General features: G+C 69.1%; 27 protein-coding genes. 20 read left to right on the forward strand and 7 right to left on the reverse strand.

Annotated elements, in window-relative coordinates:
* Positions 1 to 52 precede the first annotated feature (52 nt).
* From FHS98_RS15540 to FHS98_RS15565, 6 genes are all read left to right on the forward strand, one after another.
* Positions 53 to 463: a flagellar biosynthesis repressor FlbT gene (locus tag FHS98_RS15540; RefSeq protein WP_167107166.1), complete on the forward strand. Its 411-nt coding sequence runs from the start codon at positions 53 to 55 to the stop codon at positions 461 to 463.
* Entirely contained in the window at positions 460 to 1,797 is a 1,338-nt protein-coding gene (fliI, locus tag FHS98_RS15545) for a flagellar protein export ATPase FliI (protein WP_167107168.1), read from the forward strand. The genes FHS98_RS15540 and fliI overlap by 4 nt, the downstream gene beginning before the upstream one ends.
* The gene (locus tag FHS98_RS15550) at positions 1,781 to 2,200 is read left to right on the forward strand and encodes a hypothetical protein (protein WP_167107170.1); all 420 of its coding nucleotides are present in this window, start codon (positions 1,781 to 1,783) and stop codon (positions 2,198 to 2,200) included. Before fliI ends, FHS98_RS15550 begins: the two co-directional genes overlap by 17 nt.
* A complete protein-coding gene (locus FHS98_RS15555; RefSeq protein WP_167107172.1) occupies positions 2,197 to 3,201 on the forward strand; it encodes a peptidoglycan-binding protein in 1,005 nt (334 codons plus the stop codon). The genes FHS98_RS15550 and FHS98_RS15555 overlap by 4 nt, the downstream gene beginning before the upstream one ends.
* Before the next feature lie 116 nt (positions 3,202 to 3,317).
* On the forward strand, positions 3,318 to 4,379 hold the full coding sequence (locus tag FHS98_RS15560; RefSeq protein WP_167107174.1) for a sigma-70 family RNA polymerase sigma factor: 1,062 nt from the start codon (positions 3,318 to 3,320) through the stop codon (positions 4,377 to 4,379).
* A 65-nt stretch (positions 4,380 to 4,444) separates the two neighbouring features.
* Complete coding sequence (locus FHS98_RS15565; RefSeq protein WP_167107176.1) at positions 4,445 to 4,792, forward strand: hypothetical protein; 348 nt, start codon at positions 4,445 to 4,447, stop codon at positions 4,790 to 4,792.
* A gap of 43 nt (positions 4,793 to 4,835) precedes the next feature.
* Here FHS98_RS15565 and FHS98_RS15570 read toward each other — a convergent pair whose 3' ends face one another.
* The 4 genes from FHS98_RS15570 to flaF form a co-directional block, all read right to left on the reverse strand.
* Positions 4,836 to 6,731, reverse strand: coding sequence for a HAMP domain-containing methyl-accepting chemotaxis protein (locus FHS98_RS15570; protein WP_167107178.1), 1,896 nt, complete (start codon positions 6,729 to 6,731; stop codon positions 4,836 to 4,838).
* A 219-nt stretch (positions 6,732 to 6,950) separates the two neighbouring features.
* Positions 6,951 to 7,568, reverse strand: a complete 618-nt coding sequence (locus FHS98_RS15575; RefSeq protein ID WP_167107181.1) for a response regulator transcription factor — start codon at positions 7,566 to 7,568, stop codon at positions 6,951 to 6,953.
* Positions 7,565 to 10,255 (reverse strand): PAS domain-containing sensor histidine kinase, encoded by a 2,691-nt coding sequence (locus tag FHS98_RS15580; protein WP_167107184.1) that lies wholly within the window; start codon positions 10,253 to 10,255, stop codon positions 7,565 to 7,567. The genes FHS98_RS15575 and FHS98_RS15580 overlap by 4 nt, the downstream gene beginning before the upstream one ends.
* A 76-nt stretch (positions 10,256 to 10,331) precedes the next feature.
* Positions 10,332 to 10,718, reverse strand: a complete 387-nt coding sequence (gene flaF, locus FHS98_RS15585; protein WP_167107187.1) for a flagellar biosynthesis regulator FlaF — start codon at positions 10,716 to 10,718, stop codon at positions 10,332 to 10,334.
* A 146-nt stretch (positions 10,719 to 10,864) separates the two neighbouring features.
* Between flaF and motA the strand changes: the two genes are divergently transcribed.
* Genes motA through FHS98_RS15650 form a run of 13 tightly spaced genes read left to right on the forward strand, consistent with a single transcriptional unit; the run spans position 10,865 to position 20,169 of the window.
* Entirely contained in the window at positions 10,865 to 11,746 is an 882-nt protein-coding gene (motA, locus tag FHS98_RS15590; protein WP_167107190.1) for a flagellar motor stator protein MotA, read from the forward strand.
* Positions 11,733 to 12,053: an STAS domain-containing protein gene (locus FHS98_RS15595; protein ID WP_167107193.1), complete on the forward strand. Its 321-nt coding sequence runs from the start codon at positions 11,733 to 11,735 to the stop codon at positions 12,051 to 12,053. The genes motA and FHS98_RS15595 overlap by 14 nt, the downstream gene beginning before the upstream one ends.
* A complete protein-coding gene (locus FHS98_RS15600; protein ID WP_167107196.1) occupies positions 12,050 to 12,415 on the forward strand; it encodes a response regulator in 366 nt (121 codons plus the stop codon). Before FHS98_RS15595 ends, FHS98_RS15600 begins: the two co-directional genes overlap by 4 nt.
* The gene (locus FHS98_RS15605; protein WP_167107199.1) at positions 12,406 to 14,544 is read left to right on the forward strand and encodes a chemotaxis protein CheW; all 2,139 of its coding nucleotides are present in this window, start codon (positions 12,406 to 12,408) and stop codon (positions 14,542 to 14,544) included. The genes FHS98_RS15600 and FHS98_RS15605 overlap by 10 nt, the downstream gene beginning before the upstream one ends.
* Entirely contained in the window at positions 14,541 to 15,035 is a 495-nt protein-coding gene (locus FHS98_RS15610; protein WP_167107202.1) for a chemotaxis protein CheW, read from the forward strand. Before FHS98_RS15605 ends, FHS98_RS15610 begins: the two co-directional genes overlap by 4 nt.
* Entirely contained in the window at positions 15,032 to 15,901 is an 870-nt protein-coding gene (locus tag FHS98_RS15615) for a CheR family methyltransferase (protein ID WP_167107205.1), read from the forward strand. The genes FHS98_RS15610 and FHS98_RS15615 overlap by 4 nt, the downstream gene beginning before the upstream one ends.
* Positions 15,898 to 16,938 (forward strand): protein-glutamate methylesterase/protein-glutamine glutaminase, encoded by a 1,041-nt coding sequence (locus tag FHS98_RS15620; protein WP_167107208.1) that lies wholly within the window; start codon positions 15,898 to 15,900, stop codon positions 16,936 to 16,938. The genes FHS98_RS15615 and FHS98_RS15620 overlap by 4 nt, the downstream gene beginning before the upstream one ends.
* Before the next feature lie 18 nt (positions 16,939 to 16,956).
* Entirely contained in the window at positions 16,957 to 17,346 is a 390-nt protein-coding gene (locus tag FHS98_RS15625) for a response regulator (RefSeq protein WP_026359365.1), read from the forward strand.
* Positions 17,347 to 17,350: 4 nt separating this feature from the next.
* Positions 17,351 to 17,863 carry a chemotaxis protein CheD gene (locus FHS98_RS15630; protein ID WP_167107211.1) on the forward strand — a complete coding sequence of 171 codons (513 nt, stop codon included), beginning with the start codon at positions 17,351 to 17,353 and terminating at the stop codon, positions 17,861 to 17,863.
* 25 nt (positions 17,864 to 17,888) lie between these two features.
* Positions 17,889 to 18,185 (forward strand): hypothetical protein, encoded by a 297-nt coding sequence (locus FHS98_RS15635; RefSeq protein ID WP_167107214.1) that lies wholly within the window; start codon positions 17,889 to 17,891, stop codon positions 18,183 to 18,185.
* A gap of 4 nt (positions 18,186 to 18,189) precedes the next feature.
* Positions 18,190 to 19,047 (forward strand): flagellar motor protein MotB, encoded by an 858-nt coding sequence (locus FHS98_RS15640; protein ID WP_167107217.1) that lies wholly within the window; start codon positions 18,190 to 18,192, stop codon positions 19,045 to 19,047.
* A gap of 16 nt (positions 19,048 to 19,063) precedes the next feature.
* Complete coding sequence (locus tag FHS98_RS15645; RefSeq protein WP_167107220.1) at positions 19,064 to 19,489, forward strand: hypothetical protein; 426 nt, start codon at positions 19,064 to 19,066, stop codon at positions 19,487 to 19,489.
* Between the two features lie 44 nt (positions 19,490 to 19,533).
* On the forward strand, positions 19,534 to 20,169 hold the full coding sequence (locus tag FHS98_RS15650) for a PilZ domain-containing protein (RefSeq protein ID WP_167107223.1): 636 nt from the start codon (positions 19,534 to 19,536) through the stop codon (positions 20,167 to 20,169).
* Positions 20,170 to 20,178: 9 nt separating this feature from the next.
* Here FHS98_RS15650 and fliP read toward each other — a convergent pair whose 3' ends face one another.
* The 3 genes from fliP to FHS98_RS15665 are packed head-to-tail and all read right to left on the reverse strand — an operon-like array spanning position 20,179 to position 21,456.
* Positions 20,179 to 20,934, reverse strand: a complete 756-nt coding sequence (gene fliP, locus FHS98_RS15655; protein WP_167107226.1) for a flagellar type III secretion system pore protein FliP — start codon at positions 20,932 to 20,934, stop codon at positions 20,179 to 20,181.
* Complete coding sequence (locus FHS98_RS15660; protein ID WP_167107229.1) at positions 20,927 to 21,223, reverse strand: flagellar biosynthetic protein FliO; 297 nt, start codon at positions 21,221 to 21,223, stop codon at positions 20,927 to 20,929. The genes fliP and FHS98_RS15660 overlap by 8 nt, the downstream gene beginning before the upstream one ends.
* Positions 21,223 to 21,456 (reverse strand): FliM/FliN family flagellar motor switch protein, encoded by a 234-nt coding sequence (locus FHS98_RS15665; RefSeq protein WP_019831342.1) that lies wholly within the window; start codon positions 21,454 to 21,456, stop codon positions 21,223 to 21,225. The genes FHS98_RS15660 and FHS98_RS15665 overlap by 1 nt, the downstream gene beginning before the upstream one ends.
* Before the next feature lie 137 nt (positions 21,457 to 21,593).
* Here FHS98_RS15665 and flgC point away from each other — a divergent pair, with 137 nt between their 5' ends.
* A complete protein-coding gene (flgC, locus tag FHS98_RS15670; protein WP_167107232.1) occupies positions 21,594 to 22,001 on the forward strand; it encodes a flagellar basal body rod protein FlgC in 408 nt (135 codons plus the stop codon).
* Positions 22,002 to 22,010 lie beyond the last annotated feature (9 nt).

The following is a 22,010-nucleotide window of genomic DNA, read 5'->3' on the forward strand; positions in this document are numbered from 1 at the left end:
GCCGCAGCGGCGTGATCCTATAATATCGGAAACGCATCTGACGGGGACCGGAATGCCGCTGCACATCACCTTGCGCGACAAGGAGAAGATGATCCTGAACGGGGCGGTGCTGCGCGCCGTCGGTCGCACGCAGCTCTGCCTCGAAAACAACGCCGCCATCCTGCGCGGCCGCGACGTGATGACGCCCGAGGAGGCCGATACGCCGGCCAAGCGGCTCTATTTCGCCTGCATGATGGCCTATATCGACCCCGACGATCTCGATCGCCACCGCGAGACCATCCTGATGCTGGTGCGCGATCTGCTCGCCGCCTTCCAGTCGATCGAGGCGCGCGCGATCTGCGCCACCTTCGCCGAGAAGGTCGCGACCTCGCAATTCTATCGCGCGCTCGCCGATTGCCGCTGGCTGATCGCCTATGAGGCCGAGGCGATGGCGCGCACGCCCGCCGCAACACGCCACCCATGACCACGCTCGCCTCCGCCGCCGCCGGCCTGCGCGCGCTGACGCCGGACCAGCGCTACGGCCGGGTCGTGGCTGTGCGCGGCGCGCTGATCGAGGCGGAGGGCCTCGCCGGCGCCGCGCGGATCGGCTCGCGCATCCGCATCGCGTCGCCCGGCGGCCTGGTGGAGGCGGAGGTGACCGGCCTCGATCGCGGCATCGCGCAATGCCTGCCGTTCAGCGATCCGCAGGGCATCGCCTCGGGGGCACGCGCGGATCTGATCGCGGGCCAGTTCACGCTGCGTCCGTCCGAGGCGTGGCTGGGGCGGATGATCGACGGGCTCGGCCGGCCGATCGACGGCAAGGGACCGCTGGTCCTCGGGGCCGATCCGCGCCCGATCAAGGCCCCCCCGCCGCCCGCCTCGACCCGCGCCCGCGTCGGCGCCAAGGTCGAAACCGGGGTGCGCGCGCTCGATATCTTCGCGCCGCTCTGCCGGGGGCAGCGGCTCGGCCTGTTCGCGGGCTCGGGCGTCGGCAAGTCGACGCTTCTCTCGATGCTGACGCGCTGGACGCAGTGCGACGTCGCCGTCATCGGCCTGGTCGGCGAGCGTGGCCGCGAGGTGCAGGAGTTCGTCGAGGACGATCTCGGCCCCGAAGGCCTCGCGCGCAGCACCGTCGTCGTCGCCACCTCGGACGAGCCCGCGCTGATGCGGCGGCAGGCGGCGTGGACCACGCTCGCCGTCGCCGAGCATTTCCGCGATCAGGGGCTGCACGTCCTCTGCCTGATGGATTCGGTGACGCGCTTCGCCATGGCGCAGCGCGAGATCGGTCTCGCCAGCGGCGAGCCGCCCGCGACCAAGGGCTATCCGCCTACCGTCTTCGCCGAACTACCCCGCCTGCTCGAACGCGCCGGGCCGGGCCTGCCGGGGCAAGGATCGATCACCGGCCTCTTCACCGTATTGGTGGATGGGGACGATCATAACGAACCGATCGCGGATGCGGTGCGCGGCATTCTCGACGGCCATGTCGTCATCACCCGCAAGATCGCCGAGCGCGGCCGCTACCCGGCGATCGACGTGCTCAAGTCGATCTCGCGCACCCTCCCGCATGCACATGACGACAGGCAGAACGCCCTGCGCAACGAGGCGCGGCGCATCCTCTCCACCTATGGCGACATGGAGGAGATGGTCCGCCTCGGCGCCTATCGCCCCGGCGCCAATGCCGAGGTGGACGAGGCGATCCGCACCGCGCCGCGCATCGAGGCGCTGCTCAATCAGGGCAAGGCCGATCGGGGCCGCGCCGCCGACGCCTTCGCATCCCTCGCCGCGCTTCTGGAGACTGGCGATGAAGACACCCTTTGACGGCGCGATCCGCCTTCAGCGGCGCGAGATCGACGAGATGCGCGTCGCGATCAACGTGCAGGTCGAGCGGCTGGTCACGATCGAGACCGCTCAGGTGGACACCGACGCCGTGATGCGCCGGGAGCGCGATATCGCGGGCGAAGAGCTGCTCCTCTCCTCCCACGCCTATATGGCCCGGATGCACGCCGAGCGACGGCGGCTGGCGGAGGATCGCGCCGTCGTCGACATCCAGCTCACCCAGTTGCGGACGCGCGCTACCGCCGCCTATGGCATGTCCAAGGCGATCGAGGATGCCGCCCGCAATTATTGCGAGGAACAACTCCAGGCCGAGGCGACCGCCGAACAGGCGCGGCTCGACGATCAGGCGGCGACGCGCTTCCTGCGCCTCACAGACCGGCGATGATCGGGCGGATCGGCGGCGGCTCCACCGGTCCGGCGGAGCGGATCAACCCGCAGGAGAAAGCCGCGCTGATCTACGCACAGGCCCGCTCGGAACTGTCGAACCGGCTGTGGAAGGCCGCGCTGGGGAGCGACGCCTCGGCTGGGGCGGGACCGAGCCGGTCCGGGAGCCCGGAGATAGGGCTCGACGCGATGCTGGCGCTGCTCGGCGCTGACGGAATGCCCGTCGCGGTGCCGCCCGCGCCCGTGCCATCTGCGAGCGCGGCTCCGCCGGACCCGGACGAACGCTCCTCCCATCATGGATCGGGCTCGCAAGGGGGCGATGCGTCGGCCGGAGGGCTCGGCGTCAACGCCTCCTATGCCGCGACGTTGAGCGCGGCCGCTGAGCGGACAGGCCTGCCCCCCGCCCTCCTCGCCACGATCGTCCAGGCCGAGGCCGCGACCGGGCCGGACGGGCGCTGGCTCGCCTATTCCCGCAACCCGCGGTCGAGCGCGGCGGGCCTCGGCCAGTTCCTGAGCGGCACCTGGATTTCCGAGGCCGAGCGGCCCGGCACCTGGCTCCGCCAGATCGCCGGTGCGCAAGGCTGGCTCAACGGGCATGGCCGCGTGGCCTCCGGCGCGCGCTCGGCGCTGCTCCAGCTCCGCTACGATGGCGACACGGCGATCCAGGCCGTTGCCGACTATGCCCGCTCGAACCTCGACCAGCTTCGCAACGCGGGCGTGGCGATCGGCACCAGCATCGAGAGCCTCGCGCAGAATGCCTATGTCGGCCACCATCTCGGCATGAGCGACGCCATCCGTTTCCTGAAGGGGGAACTGAGCCCCGATCGCGCCCGCAAGCTGCTGAAGGCCCAGATAGGCGCCGCCGCCGCCGAACAGCGAATCGCCGAGGCCGGAGGCGCCGCCCGCGCGCACCGCATTTGGCTGCTCGGCTATGTCGCGCGGGCGATCCAGCCGCAGCGTTTCGCCGCCCTCGGCGGAACGAAGGGCGGCCGCAACGCATAATTATGGGATTTGTTCCATTAATCCATTATGGAATTAACTTCTCATTAACTCCTAGAAAGTAGCCCAATGACGTGGGGAGAGCGGCGAGCATCCGCCTCCCGAACGGAGGGCACGTCATGTCGAAGACCACCATCGCTCTGGAATCGGCGGTCGCCGTCGTCATCGCCAACATGCCGAAGGACGTGGAAGGACGGGGCACTCCCCGTCAGCGTCATGAGGTCGACAAGGCCTTCGCCCGGATCATGAAGCTGATCGCCCCGCGCGTCCGCCACTTCATCCGCCAATATGGGCTGGCGGGCCATTGGGAGGATGCCGAGCAGGTCTGCGCCATCGCGGTCCACCGCGCGATCCAGGCCTATGATCCGGCCAAGGCGCAGTTCACCACCTTCGTGAACTGGCAGATCCGCGGCGAGCTTCAGAGCCTCCGCTTCCGCCTGATGACCGACCAGCGCCCGTCTGCGCAGAAGGTGGACGCCACCACCGTATCGATCAACTCGATCGCCACCGGACCGGAGGGCGACCAGACCACGCTGGAAGGCCTGATCCAGGACGAGAACGCCCATATCACGGCCGAGGCCGGCGCGTCCGACTATCTCGCCACCTCCGCGCTCCAGGCGCTGATCGACAGCTATATCGAGCATCTGCGCGCCGCCGCGATCGAGCAGCTCAAGCGCCGCCCCCGCCCGAAGCGCCGCCCCGTGCAGGCCGACGGCACGCCCGCCCCCTATCTGCGCTCCTCGACGCACGGCATCGAGCCCGAGGAGCTGGAATCGCTCGAACAGCGCCTCCGGCGCGATCGCGAGATCATCCACGGCCGCCTGCTGGACATCGACGGGAGCGAATCCTTCGAAGCCAACGGCATCTCCAAGGAGCGCGCGCGGCAGATCGCCAAGCGGGCGATCAAGACGATCGGCGAGATCGCCGGTTCGCACGAGAAATACAAGGTGATGGCCGATTACCGGAAGGTGGGCGTGCTGCGCAGCCGCGCCCGCTCGATCAAGCTGGAAAGCGGCGGTGCCCCCGCCAGCCCGGCGCCGCTCACCGTGGTGCTTCCCGATACCGTCCGGCCGCGCACCGAATGGCCGCTCATCGCGGAGGAGGATTTCGATCGTGCCGCGATCGAGGCGGCCGAAGCGGCCGGTGCCGTGGTGCAGGCCGGCTCGCAGCTCCGCCACTGACGCCGACAGGAGCGTTCCCCATTCCGCGTTCCTATAAACCGCTTCTGCATTTTTCGGAGCAGCCCATGCAGACGAGCCTCCGGCAACGCATGATCGCGCGCGCCGCGCCTCCGCCACGGCATCGGGCCGGCACGGCCATGCCGGTCTACCAGATCGCGCTCCAGTTCGACGTCCGCTCCACGCTGCAACTCTGGCACGCCGCCGCGCAGCGATTGCGGGAATCCGGGCTTTCGACGCCGGATATCGAGACGACGATCGGCCTCGCCTCCGATCCGTCCATCGCCGATTGCCTGGCGACGCTGATCCTGCCGCGCCATGCGCCGGGCTGTGACCTGATCGATGTGCGCATCGGGCAGGGCTGCGTCCTCGACGATCTGTTCGCGTCCCCCCTGCCGAACGCTTCCGAACATTGAGAATATCCCCGGCGGCGGTGGCCGCCGGGGATCGGGGCGATGGTCAGAAATCCGACCAGTCGTCGTTGCCGGCATCCGGGCCGACCGGGCGGCCGCCCGCCTGCGCCACCGCCGGCAGCGCCTTCACCGGCGAGACATAGGCCCGCGGAGCGGCTTCGGCGCGCGGCTTGGCGGCCTCCGGCTTCTCCACCTTCCGCACCGCCGGGGCGGACGGACTGCGGATCTTGAACAGCGCCGCCTGCTCGGCCAGCGAGTTCACCTCACGCGAGAGGTTGCGCGCGGCGGCCGAGGTTTCCTCCACCATCGCGGCATTCTGCTGGGTCGACTGGTCCATGGAGCCGACGGCGGCGCTGATCTGCGTGATCGCGGCGGACTGCGCCTGATTGTCGGTCGCCATCGTGCCGAGCAGCGAATGGACTTCGGACACGTCGCCCGAAATGTCCGCCAGCGCCCCGTCGACGCGCTCGACGGCGCTCACCGCCGTGACGATGTCGGTCTGCGTCACGGTGAGCTGGTCGCGCGCGCGCTTGGCCTCTTCCTCGGCGCGCATCGCGAGCGAGCTGACCAGATCGGCCACCACCGCGAAGCCGCGCCCCGCATCGCCGGCGCGCCCGGCCTCGACCGCCGCGTTCATCGCGAGCACGCGGGTCTGGAAGGCAATCTTGTCGAGGCCTTCGATGACGGAATCGATGCCGGTCGCACTGGCGCGGACGCGTTCCATCGCCTGCACCGCCTCGTCGGCGATCGAGCGGCCGCCGCCGACGGTGGCGATCGCCTGATCGGCACGCTCCACGGTGCGCGCGGCGGCCTTGGCGGTCGCCTTCAGCCGATCGTCGATCTGGGCGAGCGCGGCGGAGGTCTCCTCCAGGCTCGCGGCATTGCTCTCGGTGCGGCGGGCGAGATCCTCGGCGGCCTGGGCGATCTCGTCCGAGCCGGTGCGGATGCCCGCCGCCGTATCGGAAACCGAACCGATCATCTCGCGCAGCTTGACGACGGCGTCGTTGAAATCCGTCCTGAGCGAGCCCACCGACGCGGGGAAGTCGCTCGACAGCTCGACGGTGAGGTCACCGCTGGAGAGCGCGGAGAGGCCGCTGCCGAGCCTGGAGGTGACGAGCGTCTTCTCCTTGGAAACCGCCTCTTCCGCCTCCTGCTTGGCGACGGCCATCAGGCGGAACTGCTCGACCGCCTGGGCGATCTCGCCCAGCTCGTCGGCGCGGTCCGAATGAGGCACGTCGACGAGGGCGCCCTCGGCCAGCTCCACCGTCGCGGTGGTGAGTTCGCCGAGCGGCTCCACGAAGGTGTTGCTCAGCAGCTTCCAGATGAAGACGAGGAAGCCGATCGAGGCGAGGATCAGCGCCAGCATGACATAATGCATCAGGCTGGCGAAGCCGCTGGCCCTGGCGTGGGCGGTATTGGAGAGGTCGATCGCCTTCTGGAGCAGATCGCTGCCGTCATCGAGCACCACATGGGACGAGCGCTTGCCTTCGGTCTTGAGCAGATCGAGCGTGGCCGCCGGATCGCCCAGCCGGCTGAGCCCGACGATATGGTCATTCACCTCCTCAAGCTTGACGATGTCCGATTTGAGCTTGGCGACATCGCCCGAAAGCGCCGGGGCCGCGACGCTGGAAAGCGTCTGAAGCTCCTTCGCCATACTGGCATGGTTGCCGGCGATCCGGGCTTCCGTGTCCGCGGTTTCCGAAGGCGTGCGCGCAGTCATATGGGCATACATCAGGATGCGATATTCGCGGACATAGCCGACGATCCGTGCGAGCGAGGCGGTGGTGGGCACGTCGCGCTCGGCATTCTCGCGGCTCGCGCTATCGATCACCCCGTTGGAGATCACCGCCGTCAGCCCGAGCCCGGCCATGACCACCGCGATCAGCGCGAAGGCGATGAACATCTTTCGTGTCAATCGCCAGTTGTTGAGGGCATCCAGCATCTTTGATCCTTTGCTTCTGATGAAGGGGCCGTACGGTGCGCCCGGACACGATCCTGCTCGGCGAGGTCGCGACAGCTCCGCGCGGGAAGCTCGTAGCCTTCATGAATTATAGGACGAGGAGAGGATGCCGGCGGCGCGCGGGCGCACGAAGAACCCGCCGCGAAGGACGATTTTGCGCCAGGACGGGAGGATCGCGGCGGCATCCGCCCCGCGACGGGGCTATTTCAGGTCCATGCCAGCGGCGAAGGTGATCCTGAGCACTTCGGAAAGGCTGCGCACGCCCAGCTTCTCCATCAGATTGGCGCGGTAGATCTCCACCGTGCGCGGGCTGATCTCGAGCTGATGGGCGATCAGCTTGTTGGGCAGCCCCTCGATCAGGCCGTGAAGCACATCGAGTTCGCGCCCGGACAGCAGATCCAGCTTGGCACGCGCCATCTCGCGGCTCATCCGCTGCTGCTGTTCGTGCTGGAGCTGGAAGAAGGCGTTGTTGACCGCCGTGATGAGCGTCCGGTGGTCGCAGGGCTTTTCGAGGAAATTGACCGCGCCGAACTGCATCGCCTGCACCACCGCCGGGATATCGCCCTGCCCCGTGAGCATGATGACCGCGAAACGCGCGGATTCCCGGGAGACGATCTGAAGCACCTCCATGCCTTGCCGGCCCGGCATCAGCAGATCGAGCAGCAGGCAGCCCGGCTCCAGATCGTGCATCGCCTCCAGAAAGCGATCGCCCGAGGCAAATTCCCGAATCTCCAGCCCCGGCTGGGTGGACATCAGCCCGCGGAGCGACGCCCGCACGACATCGTCGTCGTCGACGATATAGAGATGGCGCGCGCTCATGCCGCCTCCCGCTCGGCGGCGGCGGCGCCCGGCACGGTGAAGCGCATGGCGGCGCCGGCGCCGGGCAGGCTCTCGATGGTCAGCGCCCCGCCATGGCCTTCGATGATGCGGCGGCAGATCGACAGGCCGATGCCCATCCCGTCCTTCTTGGTGGAGAAGAAGGGCTGGTAGCGCCGCGACAGCACTTCGGCCGGAAAGCCGGGGCCATTGTCCCGCACCTCGATCTCCACCATGCCGCGCCCCGTCGGGCGGGACCGGATGCGGATCTGCGGCGCGCCGTCCGGGGCATCGGCCAGCGCATCGAGCGCGTTGCGCAGCAGATTGACGATCACCTGCTGGATCTGGACGCGGTCCACGCGCACCAGCGGCCCGGCCTCGTCGATATCGATGCAGATGGCCGCGCGGCCGGCCGCACGCCCGGCGAAGACGAGGTCGACGGCGTCGATCACCACCTCCGACAGGCGCTCGGCCTTGAGCCCGCCCGGCCCGCGCGAGGCGAAATCGCGCATCCGCCGCATGATCTCACCCGCCCTGAGCGACTGGGTGCCGGCGAGGCGGACGAACTCGCGCACCTGCTCGCGAGTGTCGCCCGCCTGTTCGAGCAGCACCTCCGCCGCGCCGAGGAAGTTGGCGGTGGCGGCCAGCGGCTGGTTCAGCTCATGCGCGAGGCCGGCGGCCACCTCCCCCATCGCGTGCAGACGCGAGACGTGGATCAGCTCCTCGCGCAGCTCCGCGAGGCGGGTCTGGCTGGCGAGCCGTTCGGTCATGTCGCGGAAAAAGCCGATGAAGATGCGCTGCCGGCCGATCCATGCCTCGCCCACGGCGATCTCCACCGGAATCTCCGCGCCGTTGCGATGGAGCAGGGCGAAGCTCTGGCTCTTGCCCTGCCGTTCGCCCAGCAGCGGGGTGCCGCCGGTCCGGTGGCGTTCGGGCACCAGCATGTCGATGCCATGCCCGATCACCTGACTCTCGCGATAGCCGAGCAGCTTCTCGGCGGTGGCGCTGAAGGTGCGGATGGTGCCGGCCTCGTCGGTCGAGATCATCGCGTCGGGCACGGTTCGCACGATCGAGCGCAGGATCGATTCCCGCTCGCGGAGCGCCGCCGCGCGCTGCTCGCGTTCGGACTGGTCGAACATCACGCCGATGAGCTGGACGAGCCGGCCGTCGGGCGCATAGATGCAGCGCGCCGCGCCCTCGATCGCGCAGAGCCGCCCGTCCTCGCGCTGGCGGCGCAGGCGGAAGTCGAAGCTCGACACGCGGCGCCCCGTCTCCCCGCCCGCCGGGATCAGCTCGACGTCGAACGCCGAACGCAGATGCCGCCGCCACCGCGCCAGGCCGCCCCGGAATGAACCCGGCGCGAGATCGGACAGCAGCTCGGCGACCGATGACAGATTGAGCGCGCGATATTTCGCATCCCATTCGAAGATGCCGATGCCATGCGCCTCCACCGCCAGCGACAGCCGCGTATCGCTGGCGCGCAGCGCCTCCTCGGCGCGGACGCGGGCGGTGATGTCGGTCATGGAGAGCAGGATCACCGGCTCGCGATCGGTCGTGCGGTGGATGATGCGCGCCTGTTCCAGCACCACCAGCGGCACGCCGTCGCGGCGCTGCTCGAAAATCTCCTCCTCGCAGGGCAGGCCCGCGCGCAGGCGGCCGACCATCCCCTCCCACCGGCCGGGCACGTCGATGCCGAGAAGCTGATGCTTGATGCGCCCCCGCGCCTGCTCGGCGGAATAATGGTAGAGCCGCTCGCAGCCCTTGGACCAGTGCTGGATCTCGCCGCGCAGGCTGACGAGCGCGACCGGCATCGTGTCGAGCGCGCCCATCAGCTCGCTGTGCGCCCCCATCTCGACGCGGATGCGCGACCAGCTCCAGCACAGGATCGCCGCCGAGACGATGATCTGCACGCAGAGATGGACCAGCTCGACGAAGCGAGGAGACGGCATCGAATAGCGCACCGCCCAGAGCAGCAGCAGCGCGCAGACGACGGGCGCCATGATGCACAGCGCGAAGAAGCCGCGCAGCAGCCATCCCTCGATGCGCCATTTCCACGGCAGATCCTGACGGCCCGCGCGATATTGCCAGTGCATCAGCGCCAGCGACAGGCTCGCCACCAGCACCGCCACCGGCATCGAGAGGATCATGCGTGGATCGAGCGCCACGAACCATGTCGTGCAGAGATAGGCGAGCCCCGCCGAGAAGCCCGACAGCGCGAGCGTGCAGGCGGCCAGCAGGATGGCCTGCTGGCTCGACCGCCGCTCGTCCCTGAGCGCCAGGAAGAGGGCCTCGACGAGCAGCAGCAGCGCGATCGGGCCGACCACCCCGCCCAGTCCCGTCTCGACCGGCGCCGGCCCGGAGAGGATCGCGGGAAGGGCCGCCGCCGCGCGGACCAGCGCCGCGACCAGCAGAAGCAACGGCAAAGCGAGCCAGCGCAGCGCGATCCTGCGTCCCACGCCGTAGGTCACCGCCAGCAGCAGCAGCGCGAACGAAAGCGCGCCCAGCGCCACCGGCAAGGGCATGGCGTGCTCCACCTCATCCAGGAAAAAGGCCGGCGAGCGATCGCCGCCGGCGGTGGCGGCCAGCCTCGCGCCGCAGATCGCCACGGCCACGGCACACCATAGCGCCGGCGCCATGCCGATCGACCGCCGCAACGCCTGCCCGGGAACGGCGCGTCCCGGCAGGTTCATCGATGCCCCCGTTTCCGTCATGCGGATGACCGTCTCCTGTCGGAGGGTCCGATGCTGGGGAAAGTGTTACCAATCGTTAAACAGGCAGGGCATTCTCCGCCATCGGATGCGTGCCGTTCTCCACGGCGAGCCCTTCGATGATGGCGCAGTTCACGCTGATGAGCGCGTCAATCGAATCCCGCTGGCGGATCACGTCGCTGGTGTAGCGCTCCACCCAGAGCGCCAGCGAGATGATGCTCGCGCGCAGCATCGCGGGCAGCTTGTTGCCCGGCGATCCGCACAGGATGGCCAGCGTGCTCCACACCTCGCGGTTGCGGTGCAGGGGGCGCATCAGCGCCGCCCCTTTCAGGCCGTTTTCCCTGGCCTGGATCATATCCCCGGTCACCTGGCTCATCAGCCGATATTCGGTGGCCCGCGGCGTCGCCGATATCGACTGGGTCCGGCGGTAGGCGTCAAGCGACATGGTCCCTCCGTCAACTAACCCCCCTATTTTAGGAAAAAGCGCGGAAGGCCGATCGCAGCCCCGCTTTTTTGTCGGTCGCGACCGTCGCTTCGCCATCCCTCCTATAATCATCAGGCGGCTTCTGCCTTTTTATTTCGGGGTTGGTCATGCTCAATGGAATCGGCGTCGTCGTCGTCCTGATCTGCGTCTTCGGCAGCTTCCTGATCTCCGGCGGCAACATCATGGTCATCCTCCATGCCCTGCCGCACGAGATGATGGCGATCGCGGGGGCCGCGATCGGTTCCTTCCTGCTCGCCAATTCGATGGGGACGGTGAAGAAGGCCGGCGCCGGCATCCGGCGCGTCTTCAAGGGGCCGCGCTGGCAGGAGAGCGACTATCGCGATCTGCTGGCGCTGCTCTTCGCGCTGCTCACCACCTTCCGCAAGGGCGGGCCGACCGCGATCGACAGCCATCTCGACACGCCGGAGAAAAGCGCGATCTTCTCCCGCTATCCGCGCCTGCTCGCCGATGCCGGGCTGACCGAGTTCATCTGCGACTATCTGCGCATGATGACGGTCAATTTCGAAGATCCGCATCAGATCGCCGAGGCGATGGAGAACGACATCGAGCGCCACCACGCCGAGGAGTTGCAGCCGCAGCACGCGCTCCAGATGATGGCGGACGGCCTGCCCGCGCTCGGCATCGTCGCGGCGGTGCTGGGCGTCATCAAGACGATGAGCTCGATCGACCAGCCGACCGACATCCTCGGCGCGATGATCGGCGGGGCGCTGGTCGGCACCTTCCTCGGCGTGCTGCTCTCCTACTGCTTCGTCGGCCCGGTGGCCTCCAAGCTGCTCCAGATCGTCGAGGCCGACCAGAAGCCCTTCGCGCTCGTGAAGACCGCGATCATCGCCCATGCGCAGGGCCTGCCCACGCAGGTCGCGGTCGAGCTGGCGCGGCGGATGACGCCCTCCAGCTACGCGCCTTCCTTCAACCAGCTCGAGGATGCGCTCGACGAAGCCAAGGATCAGCTCAGTGCAGCCGCTTGAGACACACCCCGCCACCGGCCGCACGGTGACGCTGCCCGCGCACGCCGTCACGACGACGGCGGAGGATCTGCGTGTCCGCCTCGTCCTCGCCTGCGACGTCGCCGGCGGGATCGAGATCGACGCCGGCGCGGTGGAGAGCATCGGCCAGGCCGTGCTCCAGCTCCTCGTCGCCGCGAAGGCCGAGGCGGACGCCAAGGGCCTGCCCTTCACCATCCCATCATCCAGCCCCGCCTTCGCGGAGCGCGTGCAGGCGTGTCGCCTCGCGCCCCGCATCGGGCTCACCGACGAAGAGGAACCCGTCCAGTGACCAAGCTCATCCTGACGGTCGATGATTCCGCCAGTATGCGGATGCTGCTCAAGGCCTCGCTCACCGCGCAGGGCTTCCGCATCGAAGGCGCCGAGGACGGCGCCGAGGGGCTGGAGCGGATGCACGAGGTGAAGCCCGACCTGCTCATCACCGACATCAACATGCCGAAGATGGACGGCTTCGAGCTGATCGAGGCGGTGCGCGACGTGCCGGAGTTCCGGGGAACGCCGATCCTCGTGCTTTCCACCGAATTTTCCGACGACAAGAAGGCCCGCGCGCGCAGCGCCGGCGCCACCGGCTGGATCACCAAGCCGTTCGACGCCGCCAAGCTCGGCGCCGCCATCCGCCGGGTGTGCCCGTGAGCGCCGCCGGCGACGACGGCCTGGACGAGATCCAGGGAATCTTCTTCGAGGAATGCGCCGAGGGGCTCGCCGTCGCCGAACAGGGGCTGTCGGCGATGGCCGGCGGGCAGGTCTCGGCCGATGTGATCGCGGGCGTGTTCCGCGCCGTCCACTCGATCAAGGGCGGCTCGGGCGCGTTCGGGCATATGGCGCTGCTCGCCTTCTCGCATCGCTTCGAGAATGTGCTCGACGAGGTGCGCGGCGGGGCGATCCCGCCGGATGCAGCCGTCACCGGCATCATGCTGGGCGCGTTCGACATCCTCTCCGATCATGTCGCGGCGGCCCAGTCGGGCGGCACGCCTCCGGCCGACGCGGCGATGCTGGAACAGCTCGACAAGCTCCTCGCCAACAAGGGCGCGGCCGCCGAGCCGGCGCCTGCTCCGGCCGAGCCCGCGCCGGCGGACGAATTCGGCTTCGCGCCCGTCGCGGTCGATCTCGACATCCTCGACGATCCGTTCGGCTTCGAGCCGGTCGCCATCAGCCTCGATGATCTCGCTGGCGAGCCGGCGGGCGGCTGGACGGTGCGCTTCGGCCCCTCGCGCGATGCGATGGCCAATGGCGGCGAGCCGATCCTCGTGATCCGCGAGCTGGAGCGGATGGGCGGCCAAATTCTCGACGCCGATCTCTCCGCCCTGCCGCCTTTACGCGATCTCGATCCCGAGGAGAGCTATTGCGTCTGGACGATCGGCCTGCCCGCCACGATCGACGAGGCGGACATCCGCGAATGCTTCGATTTCGTCGCGCCGGATTCGCTGATCGACATCCGGCGTCAGGAGACGGCTCCCGGCGCCGCGCCGCCGAAGCCGGAACCCGTCCCCGAGATCGCGCCCCTCCCCGCCCCCGCGCTCCGCGTCGTGGAGACGTCCGAGCCGGCGGCCCCCGAGGCGCGCCCCGCCGACGCCCCGCAGCAGACCATCCGCGTCGATCTCTCCAAGCTCGACCAGTTGCTGAACCTGATCGGGGAGCTGGTGATCCAGGGCTCGATCCTGTCCGACCGGCTCGCGCCCGCCGATCAGGAGCGGGTGGAGCTGCCCCAGCTCGCCCGCCTCACGCGACAGATCCAGGACAATGTCATGTCGCTGCGCGCGCAGCCGATCCGTCAGGCCTTCTCGCGCGTCCCCCGGATGCTGCGCGACCTGATGGCGGCGACCGGCAAGCAGGTGGTACTCGAAACCATCGGCGAGACGACCGAGGTCGACAAGGGCGTGCTGGAGAAGATCGGCGATCCGCTCACCCACATGATCCGCAACGCCGTCGATCACGGCATCGAATCCCCCGAGGAGCGCCTCGCCGCCGGCAAGTCCGCCGAAGGAACGATCCGCCTGTCCGCCGAACAGAAGGGCGCGCGCATCATCGTGCGCGTGGCGGACGACGGGCGCGGCATCGATCGCGCGCGGGTCCGCGCCAAGGCGATCGAGAAAGGCATCGTCTCGCCCGACGCGGTGCTCTCGGACGAGGAGATCGACAACCTGATCTGCGCGCCCGGCTTCTCCACCGCCGAGACGATCTCCAACATCTCCGGCCGCGGCGTCGGCATGGATGTGGTGCGCAGCAATGTCGAGGCGCTGGGCGGGCGGGTGGAGATCCACTCCGTCCCCGGCGAGGGCACCAGCTTCACCATGGCGCTGCCGCTCACGCTGGCCATCCTGGACGGCATGATCGTGCGGCTGGCCGACCAGCGCTTCGTGCTGCCGCTCTCCAATGTGGTGGAGACGGTGCAGCCGGTGGCGGGGCAGGTGAAGCGCGTCTCGCCCGGCTCCGAGGTGATCGAGCTGCGCGGCGCCTATCTGCCGATGCGCCGCGCGAGCGAGCTGTTCGCGATCGCCGAGCATCAGCGCCGCGCGCCCGAGGAATCGGTGGTCATCATCGTCGAGAGCGGCGTCTCCGGCCTTGTCGGCCTGATGATCGACACGATCGAGAACCGCCGCGAGGTCGTCATCAAGAGCCTCGAGGACAATCTCTATCCGATCCGGGGCCTCGGCGGCGCGACCATCCTCGGAGACGGCTCGATCGCGCTCATCCTCGATATCGACGCGCTGATCGTCTCGCCCGGTTTCAACAAGTTCGCACCCAAGGGAATGGCCGCATGAGCAGGATCGAAGAACCCGGCATCGACGAACGCAAGGTCGTCACCTTCACGCTGGGCAACCAGTTGTTCGGCATCGACATGCGCGCGATCGTCGAGATCCGCGAATGGGAGGAACCCACCCCGCTGCCCGGCGTGCCCCCCTATATCCTCGGCGTCACCAATCTGCGCGGCGCGGTCGTGCCTGTCGTCGGCCTCGCCGAGCGGCTGGGCTGGACGCCGAGCCCGATCCACGCGCGCTCCTGCGTGCTGGTGGCGCATGTCGGCGGCAAGCAGGCGGGCTTCCTCGTCGACGAGCTGGCCGACATCGTCGTCATCAACGGCGCCGACATCCAGCCCGCGCCCGATACCGGCGTCAACGAGAGCAACGTCGTCTCCGGCCTCGCGCGCATCGAGCGGCGCCAGCTCGGCAGCGAGGCGAACGACGCCATGGTGCTGCTGCTCGATCTCGACGCGATCAGCCTCGTCCGCCAGATCGCCGACATCGCCGCATGATCGAGACGGCCGCCCCCGAAGCCTCTGCCTCCGCTCTGGCAGCGGGGGCGGCGCTCGACCCGGCCGAGTTCCGGGCGATCGCGGCGATCCTGCACGAGGAGGCGCGCATCCGCCTGCCCGAGAGCAAGGTGACGCTCGTCCACTCGCGGCTGTCGCGGCGGCTGCGCGATCATGGGCTCGGCCATTTCCGGGACTATGTGGCGCTGGTCCGCCGCGACGCCGCCGAGCGCGCGGTGATGGTGGAGGCGCTCACCACCAACCACACCCATTTCTTCCGCGAGCAGCATCATTTCGACCATCTGCGCACCCATGTGCTGCCCACGCTCCGCCAGCGCGCGGAGGCGGGGCAGCCGGTGCGGATCTGGTCGGCCGGCTGCTCGACGGGCGAGGAGGTCTATTCGATCGCCATGACGCTCGCGGAGGCCGGCCCGGACACCGGCTGGCTCAGCCGGGGTCATGTGAAGCTGCTCGCCACCGACATCGCGCCGCAGGCGGTCGCGGCGGTGGCGCGGGGCGTCTATGACGAGACGGCCGTCCGCCCGATCCCGCCCGCCCATCGCGCGCGCTGGCTGCACGCGGAGGGCGCGGAGCATCGCATCGCGGACGAACTGCGCGCGCTGGTGACGGCGCGGCCGCTCAACCTCTTCGCGGACTGGCCGATGCGCCAGCAGTACGACGCGATCTTCTGCCGCAACGTGATGATCTATTTCGACGACACCGCGAAGGCCGAGCTGGAGGCGCGCCTCGTCGGCCTGCTGCGACCCGGCGGCCATCTCTATATCGGCCATTCGGAGCGGCTGATCGGCCCCGCCACCGCCGCGATGCGATCCGTCGCGCAGACCGCCTATGTGAAGGAGGCGGCATGATCCCCGCCGCCGATGCCCCCGTCCGCGTGCTGGTGGTGGACGACAGCGCCTCGATGCGCGCGATGCTGAACCGCATCCTCTCGGCCGATCCGGCGATCGAGGTGGTCGGCCTCGCGCCCGAGCCGCACGCCGCGCGCGCGATGATTAAGGAACTGAACCCCGACGTCGTCACCCTCGACGTCGAGATGCCGGGGATGGACGGCCTCTCCTTCCTTGAGAAGATCATGCGGCTCAGGCCCATGCCGGTCGTGATGTGCTCGACGCTCACCGCGCGCGGCGCCGAGGTGACGATCGAGGCGCTGCGGCTGGGCGCGGTCGACTGCATCGCCAAGCCGACCGGAAACCCGCTGGAGATCGCGCAGGACGGCGCGCTGCTGCGCAGGATGGTGAAGGCGGCCGCCCGCGCCACCGTCCGTCCGGGGCCATCGCCGGTGACCCCGGTGGCCGCCGCGCCGGCCGGCGCCTGGCGCGATACGGTGATCGCCATCGGCGCATCCACCGGCGGGGTGGAGGCGCTCTTCTCGCTGATCCACGCATTGCCCGCCGATTGCCCGCCGGTGCTGGTGGTGCAGCACATGCCCGCCGCCTTCACGCGCGGCTTCGCGGCACGGCTGGATCGTGACGCGCACGTCACGGTCATCGAACCGGCCGATCGCACGCCGTTGCGGCGCGGAACCGTCTATATTGCTCCTGGGGGGGCTACCCACATGGAACTGTCCGGCGGCATCGCCGGCCATATCCGGCTGCGGGCGGCGGAGCCGGTCAGCGGCCACCGGCCGTCGGTCGACGCGCTGTTCCGCTCGGTGGCGCCGCTCGGCGCGGCGGCGGTGGGCGTGATCCTCACCGGCATGGGCCAGGACGGCGCCGAGGGGCTGCTGGAGATGCGCCGCGCCGGCGCCCGCACGTTCGGCCAGAACGAGGCGAGCTGCGTGGTCTACGGGATGCCGCGCGCGGCCTTCGAGCTGGGCGGGGTCGAACGCGAACTGAGCCTGTCCGCATTGCCCGAGGCGATCCTCGCGGCATGTCGGACGCACTAGGATTTTTGGGAGCAAGTCATGCCGGCAGCGTCAGCAATACGGGTCATGGTCGTGGACGACCAGACGAGCATGAGGGCGATGATCCGCCGCACGCTCCAGGATCTGGGGTTCAAGGATGTCCGCGACAAGGCCGGCGCCGCCGAGGCGCTGGCGGCGATCAAGTCGGATCGCGTGCATCTGGTGATCTCGGACTACAACATGCCCGACATGGACGGGCTCCAGTTCCTGGAGGCCGTGCGCGCGGACCCGGTGATCGGCAAGACCGTCTTCATCATGCTGACCGGCTCGGCCGATCGCGAGGTGGTGCAGAAAGCCGCCGCGCTCGGCGTGAACAATTATGTGGTGAAGCCCTTCGCCCCCGCCGCGCTCAAGGAGAAGATCGAGCGCGTGTTCGGCGAGCTGAACTGATCCCATGCGCCGCATCCCCATCGTCCAGGGCGAACACAGGGTCGTCGCCGAGCCGGGCGTGATTATCTCGACGCTTCTGGGCTCCTGCGTGGCCGTGTGCCTTCAGGATCCGCAGACGCGGATCGGGGGGATGAACCATTTCCTGCTCGCCGAGCCCGGCGAGGAGGTGCCGCCCGCCGGGCAGCAGCGCTATGGCATCCACGCGATGGAGCTGCTCATCAACGCGATGATGCAGGCGGGCGCGTCGCGCGGCCGGCTGCGCGCGCATCTCTATGGCGGCGCCAACATCATCGCGGGGCTCGGCCGGATCGGCAGCAGCAACGCCGCCTTCGCGCGCCAGTTCATGGCCGCCGAAGGGATCGAGATCGGCCGCTGCGAGCTGGAGGGCACCCACGCCCGCAAGGTGGAGTTCATGCCCTACGAAGGGCGGGTGCGCTCCACCCTGGTCGACCGGGCGCCGCCGCTGCGCGCGCTGCACGCGCCGGGTGAGGCGGGCGGCGATGTCGAGCTGTTCTGATATGGCCGGAAACGAAGGAATGGGGATGATCGACGAACGGACCGGCCCCGCGCACGGCCCCCTGTGCGCGGCGATCGCCACCGAGATCCGGGACATGCGCGCCCTGATCGACGGCCTCGCCACGCTGCTGGCGGCCGACGCGCGCTTCGCCATGGAATATCTGGAGCAGTTCCAGCTCTTCGACCTGCTCGCCCAGCGCGCCGACGAGAGCGCCGCCGTGCTCGACCGGATCGCCGCCGGCCAGTCCGCCGCCGAGGCCGTCGCCCCGGTGCGGCTCACCGCCGTGCAGACCCGGCTCAGCGCCGCCCTTGCGGAGGTTTGACGGGATGGCCCGGTTCGACAGCGAGGACAGCGCGCCCGTCATCATCCGCCGCCGCCGCAAGAAGCAGCACGCCGTCCATCATGGCGGCGCGTGGAAGGTCGCCTATGCCGATTTCGTGACGGCGATGATGGCCTTCTTCATGCTGCTCTGGCTGCTCTCCAACCCGGACAAGACGCGGCTGAAGGGGCTGGCCGAATATTTCTCGCCCGCCACCACCAACTCCACTCCGGCCGTGCTCACCACAGAGTCCGGCCCGCAGCCCGGCCTTGGCGGCCATACCCGCCGCGCACAGGCCAACGACAAGGATCCGGTCGGCGAGCCCTCCGCCGAGGCGGGGGCCAAGGGTGCGGCGCGCGGCGGCACCGCCGACATCCCCGATTCCGCGCTGCGCGTCTTCGCCGACGAGATGCTGGTCGCGCTCGAGGCCCAGCCCGACAGCCAGCATAATGTGCAGATCAAGCCCGATCGCGACGGCGTGCGGATCAACCTCGTCGATTCCGCCCACCGCACCATGTTCGTGGGCACGACGGCCACGCTCAACGACTATGCCCGCGCGCTGCTCGGCCGGATCGCGAGGAAGCTCGTCAAGTCGGACGCGCAGATCGCGATCGAGGGCCATACCGATTCCATCGGCGGCCAGAGCGACGCCAACTGGCGCCTGTCCGGCGAGCGGGCGCTGGCCGCGCGCTCGGCGATGATCGCCGCCGGCCTCCCCGCCGACCATTTCACCGCGGTCACCGCCAAGGCGGGCACCGAGCCGATCTACACCGATCAGCCCGAGCGCCCGGAAAACCGCCGCATCACCATCGTCGTCATGGCCGCGCCGCCCGCGCTGCCGCGCGACGCGAGCTTCCAGTTCTAGGCCGGGGACAGAGACGATGAAGAAAGCCCTGCTCTCCGCGCTGATCCTGATCGCGGGCCTCGGCACCGGCGGCGCCGGCGCGTTTGCCACCAGCCTGGTGATGGCGGACCGGCACGCGCAGGCCGAACGGGACACCCGCTTCGTGTCGACAGGCCCGATCATCGCCCCGCTCGTCTTCGCGGACGGGCGCCTCTCGGGCTATGTGACGTTCGAGGGCCAGATCGAGGTATCGAGCGAACAGGCCGAAAAGATCCGCAGGGAGCTGCCGCTTCTGCTCGACGCGGTGAACATGCGCACCTATCGTACCCCCATGGCCAGTGGGCCGGATGGATTGGTGCCGGGTGTCGATGCCTTCCGTCGGGTGTTGCTCGACGCGGCGGTGCAGACGTTCGGACGCGAGACGGTGCGCCGCGCGATCGTCACCCAGGCGACGCCGGCCTGAGGCGCGGGCCTGAGACACGAGATCGAGCCATGCAGGAAGAGGCCATGCCCACACGACCCTCCCCTTCCGCTCCCCGGCGCGGGCAGGAGCGGCGCGATCCGCGCACGCTGACGCTGCTGCTCGTCGGCCGGATCGTCGGCGAGCGGACGGACGGCCTCTGCCGCGTCCGCAACATCTCCGCCGGCGGGCTGATGGCCGAGGTGTTCACCCGGTTCGAGACCGGCGACGCCGTGCAGATCGAACTGCGCAACGGCCGGTCCGTTTCGGGCAGGGTGCGCTGGACGAAGGAGGGCGGCATCGGCGTCCAGTTCGACGAGCGGGTGGAGGATCTCCGCCAGATCCTCGCCGAGCCCCGGCCCGCGCCGCGACGGACGGACATCCAACAGGTCCGCGCGCCGCGCCTCGTCACCGATTGCAGCGCCGACATCCAGCGCGACGGCCATCATCATCACGCCGTCGTCGCCAACCTGTCGCAGCGCGGCGCGCGGCTCGTCACCGTCACGCCGCTGGAGCCCGACCAGCTTCTGACGCTCGCCATCGCCGGCCTGCCGCCGGTGTCGGCCGCCGTGCGCTGGGCGAAGGATGGCGAGGCGGGGCTGAGCTTCCTCACCCCGCTCGCCTTCGCCACCCTCGCGCGCTGGCTGGACGATCCGGCGCTCCGCTACAACCGGCGCGGCTGAGCCGGGGGATCAGCCCGGCCCGCCGAAGCTCTTGATGAGCGATCCCGCGACCAGCGCCCAGCCGTCGACCAGCACGAAGAAGATGATCTTCATCGGCAGCGAGATCGTCGCCGGGGGCAGCATCATCATGCCCATCGCCATCAGCACCGCCGAGACCGCGATGTCGATCACGAGGAAGGGCAGCAGCAACAGGAAGCCGATCTCGAACGAGCGGCGCAGCTCCGAGATCATGAAGGCCGGAATCACCGTCGAGATCGGCAGGTTCGCGCGCGCCACCGGCGGCTTGCCGGAGAGGCGGACGAACAGGCTGAGATCGTCGTCGCGGACATGCTTCAGCATGAAGTCCTCGAACGGCCGCGAGGCCCGGTCGAAGAGCTGCGCCTCGGTCAGCCGCCCCTGGTTATAGGGCACCACCCCCTGCCGCCACGCGGCATCGAAGGTCGGCCCCATCACGAAGAAGGACAGGAACATCGCGAGACTGATGACCACCGGGTTCGGCGGCACGCCCTGCGCGCCCAGCCCCGAGCGCAGCAGCGACAGCGCCACGACGATGCGCGTGAAGGAGGTGACGGTCATCAGGATGCCGGGCGCGAGGCTCAGCACCGTCAGCGTCAGCACGAGCTGGATCGCCCGGCCGGACAGCGCCCCCGGCCCGAGATTGGCGGTGAGGTTCTGCCCATTGGCGGCGATGCTCTGGGCGATCGCCGGTTCGGCCGCCAGCAGCAGCGCGGGCAGGAGGATCAACGGAATGAGCGCCTTACGCATCAGCGAGGCTCCTCGAAGAAGACGGAGACGAGGCGGCGTCGAGCAGCAGCAGGCCTTCGGGGGCGATCAGCACGGTATGCTCGCGGTCGCCGGCGCGGATCAGCGCCACCGAGCGCCGCCCGTCGAGCGCGAGCCGCTCGATCACCGCGAGCCGACGCTCCTGCGGCCCGCCAAGGAAGCGCGACGGCAGGCGGATGTCGTAGCGGCGCACCGCCCATAGCGCGCCGCCCAGCATTCCGAGTACGATGCCGAGCGCCCCCAGCGTGCGCAGCACGGAGAGGATGTCCATCAGGGCGCCTTTCGGATGATCTCGGTGATCTCCAGCGACATGCGCTCATTCTCGACGAGGATGCGCCCCTGCGCGACCAGTTCGTCATTCACATAGACGAGCGTGGGATCGTCATGCCCGCAATCGAGCGGGATCATCGCGCCACGGCTCATCTTCAGCACCTGCCGGATCGGCACATGGGTCGATCCCAGCACGATCGACAGATCGATCGGTATTCCCTCGAGCACGGACATGCGGCTCTCCTTCCGGGATTTGTTATAGGAATAAATTTCCGGGATCTACCGAGACCCGGCAAGAAATGCCTATAAGGAAATGCCGGGAGGACGGGGCGGCACCGCACGCGCCCAGGGGCCGGCAGCGAGGAGGATTCATGGATCTCAAGACGTCGATCGGCGTCTCCGCATCGGGCCTGCGCGCGCAGTCGCTTCGGATGCGCATCATCGCCGAAAACCTCGCCAACGCGGATTCGGTGGCCAAGACGCCGGGCGGCAATCCCTATCGCCGCCGCGTCGCCACCTTCCAGGCCGAGGTCGACAAGGCCACCGGCGGCACGATGGTGAAGGTGGATTCCATCGTCGGCGACAAGTCCGACTTCAACCGCATCTACCAGCCCGGAAACCCGGCGGCGGATGCATCGGGCTATGTGCTCCAGCCCAATGTGAACAACCTGATCGAGACGGCCGACATGAAGGCCGCCCAGCGCTCCTACGAAGCCAATCTCAACGCGATCGAGTCCGCGCGCGACATGACGATGCGCACGCTCGATCTCATCAAGTGAAGGGACACG

Source organism: Sphingomonas oligoaromativorans (assembly GCF_011762195.1).
GTDB lineage: Bacteria > Pseudomonadota > Alphaproteobacteria > Sphingomonadales > Sphingomonadaceae > Solisphingomonas > Solisphingomonas oligoaromativorans.

What these genes read in the sequence shown, in the direction of transcription:
- FHS98_RS15540 (WP_167107166.1), top strand. Translation starts at nt 53, where the DNA reads ATGCCGCTGCACATCACCTTGCGCGACAAGGAGAAGATGATCCTGAAC.
- fliI (WP_167107168.1), top strand. Translation starts at nt 460, where the DNA reads ATGACCACGCTCGCCTCCGCCGCCGCCGGCCTGCGCGCGCTGACGCCG.
- FHS98_RS15550 (WP_167107170.1), top strand. Translation starts at nt 1,781, where the DNA reads ATGAAGACACCCTTTGACGGCGCGATCCGCCTTCAGCGGCGCGAGATC.
- FHS98_RS15555 (WP_167107172.1), top strand. Translation starts at nt 2,197, where the DNA reads ATGATCGGGCGGATCGGCGGCGGCTCCACCGGTCCGGCGGAGCGGATC.
- FHS98_RS15560 (WP_167107174.1), top strand. Translation starts at nt 3,318, where the DNA reads ATGTCGAAGACCACCATCGCTCTGGAATCGGCGGTCGCCGTCGTCATC.
- FHS98_RS15565 (WP_167107176.1), top strand. Translation starts at nt 4,445, where the DNA reads ATGCAGACGAGCCTCCGGCAACGCATGATCGCGCGCGCCGCGCCTCCG.
- FHS98_RS15570 (WP_167107178.1), bottom strand. Translation starts at nt 6,731, where the DNA reads ATGCTGGATGCCCTCAACAACTGGCGATTGACACGAAAGATGTTCATC.
- FHS98_RS15575 (WP_167107181.1), bottom strand. Translation starts at nt 7,568, where the DNA reads ATGAGCGCGCGCCATCTCTATATCGTCGACGACGACGATGTCGTGCGG.
- FHS98_RS15580 (WP_167107184.1), bottom strand. Translation starts at nt 10,255, where the DNA reads ATGAACCTGCCGGGACGCGCCGTTCCCGGGCAGGCGTTGCGGCGGTCG.
- flaF (WP_167107187.1), bottom strand. Translation starts at nt 10,718, where the DNA reads ATGTCGCTTGACGCCTACCGCCGGACCCAGTCGATATCGGCGACGCCG.
- motA (WP_167107190.1), top strand. Translation starts at nt 10,865, where the DNA reads ATGCTCAATGGAATCGGCGTCGTCGTCGTCCTGATCTGCGTCTTCGGC.
- FHS98_RS15610 (WP_167107202.1), top strand. Translation starts at nt 14,541, where the DNA reads ATGAGCAGGATCGAAGAACCCGGCATCGACGAACGCAAGGTCGTCACC.
- FHS98_RS15615 (WP_167107205.1), top strand. Translation starts at nt 15,032, where the DNA reads ATGATCGAGACGGCCGCCCCCGAAGCCTCTGCCTCCGCTCTGGCAGCG.
- FHS98_RS15620 (WP_167107208.1), top strand. Translation starts at nt 15,898, where the DNA reads ATGATCCCCGCCGCCGATGCCCCCGTCCGCGTGCTGGTGGTGGACGAC.
- FHS98_RS15625 (WP_026359365.1), top strand. Translation starts at nt 16,957, where the DNA reads ATGCCGGCAGCGTCAGCAATACGGGTCATGGTCGTGGACGACCAGACG.
- FHS98_RS15630 (WP_167107211.1), top strand. Translation starts at nt 17,351, where the DNA reads ATGCGCCGCATCCCCATCGTCCAGGGCGAACACAGGGTCGTCGCCGAG.
- FHS98_RS15635 (WP_167107214.1), top strand. Translation starts at nt 17,889, where the DNA reads ATGATCGACGAACGGACCGGCCCCGCGCACGGCCCCCTGTGCGCGGCG.
- FHS98_RS15640 (WP_167107217.1), top strand. Translation starts at nt 18,190, where the DNA reads ATGGCCCGGTTCGACAGCGAGGACAGCGCGCCCGTCATCATCCGCCGC.
- FHS98_RS15645 (WP_167107220.1), top strand. Translation starts at nt 19,064, where the DNA reads ATGAAGAAAGCCCTGCTCTCCGCGCTGATCCTGATCGCGGGCCTCGGC.
- FHS98_RS15650 (WP_167107223.1), top strand. Translation starts at nt 19,534, where the DNA reads ATGCCCACACGACCCTCCCCTTCCGCTCCCCGGCGCGGGCAGGAGCGG.
- fliP (WP_167107226.1), bottom strand. Translation starts at nt 20,934, where the DNA reads ATGCGTAAGGCGCTCATTCCGTTGATCCTCCTGCCCGCGCTGCTGCTG.
- FHS98_RS15660 (WP_167107229.1), bottom strand. Translation starts at nt 21,223, where the DNA reads ATGGACATCCTCTCCGTGCTGCGCACGCTGGGGGCGCTCGGCATCGTA.
- FHS98_RS15665 (WP_019831342.1), bottom strand. Translation starts at nt 21,456, where the DNA reads ATGTCCGTGCTCGAGGGAATACCGATCGATCTGTCGATCGTGCTGGGA.
- flgC (WP_167107232.1), top strand. Translation starts at nt 21,594, where the DNA reads ATGGATCTCAAGACGTCGATCGGCGTCTCCGCATCGGGCCTGCGCGCG.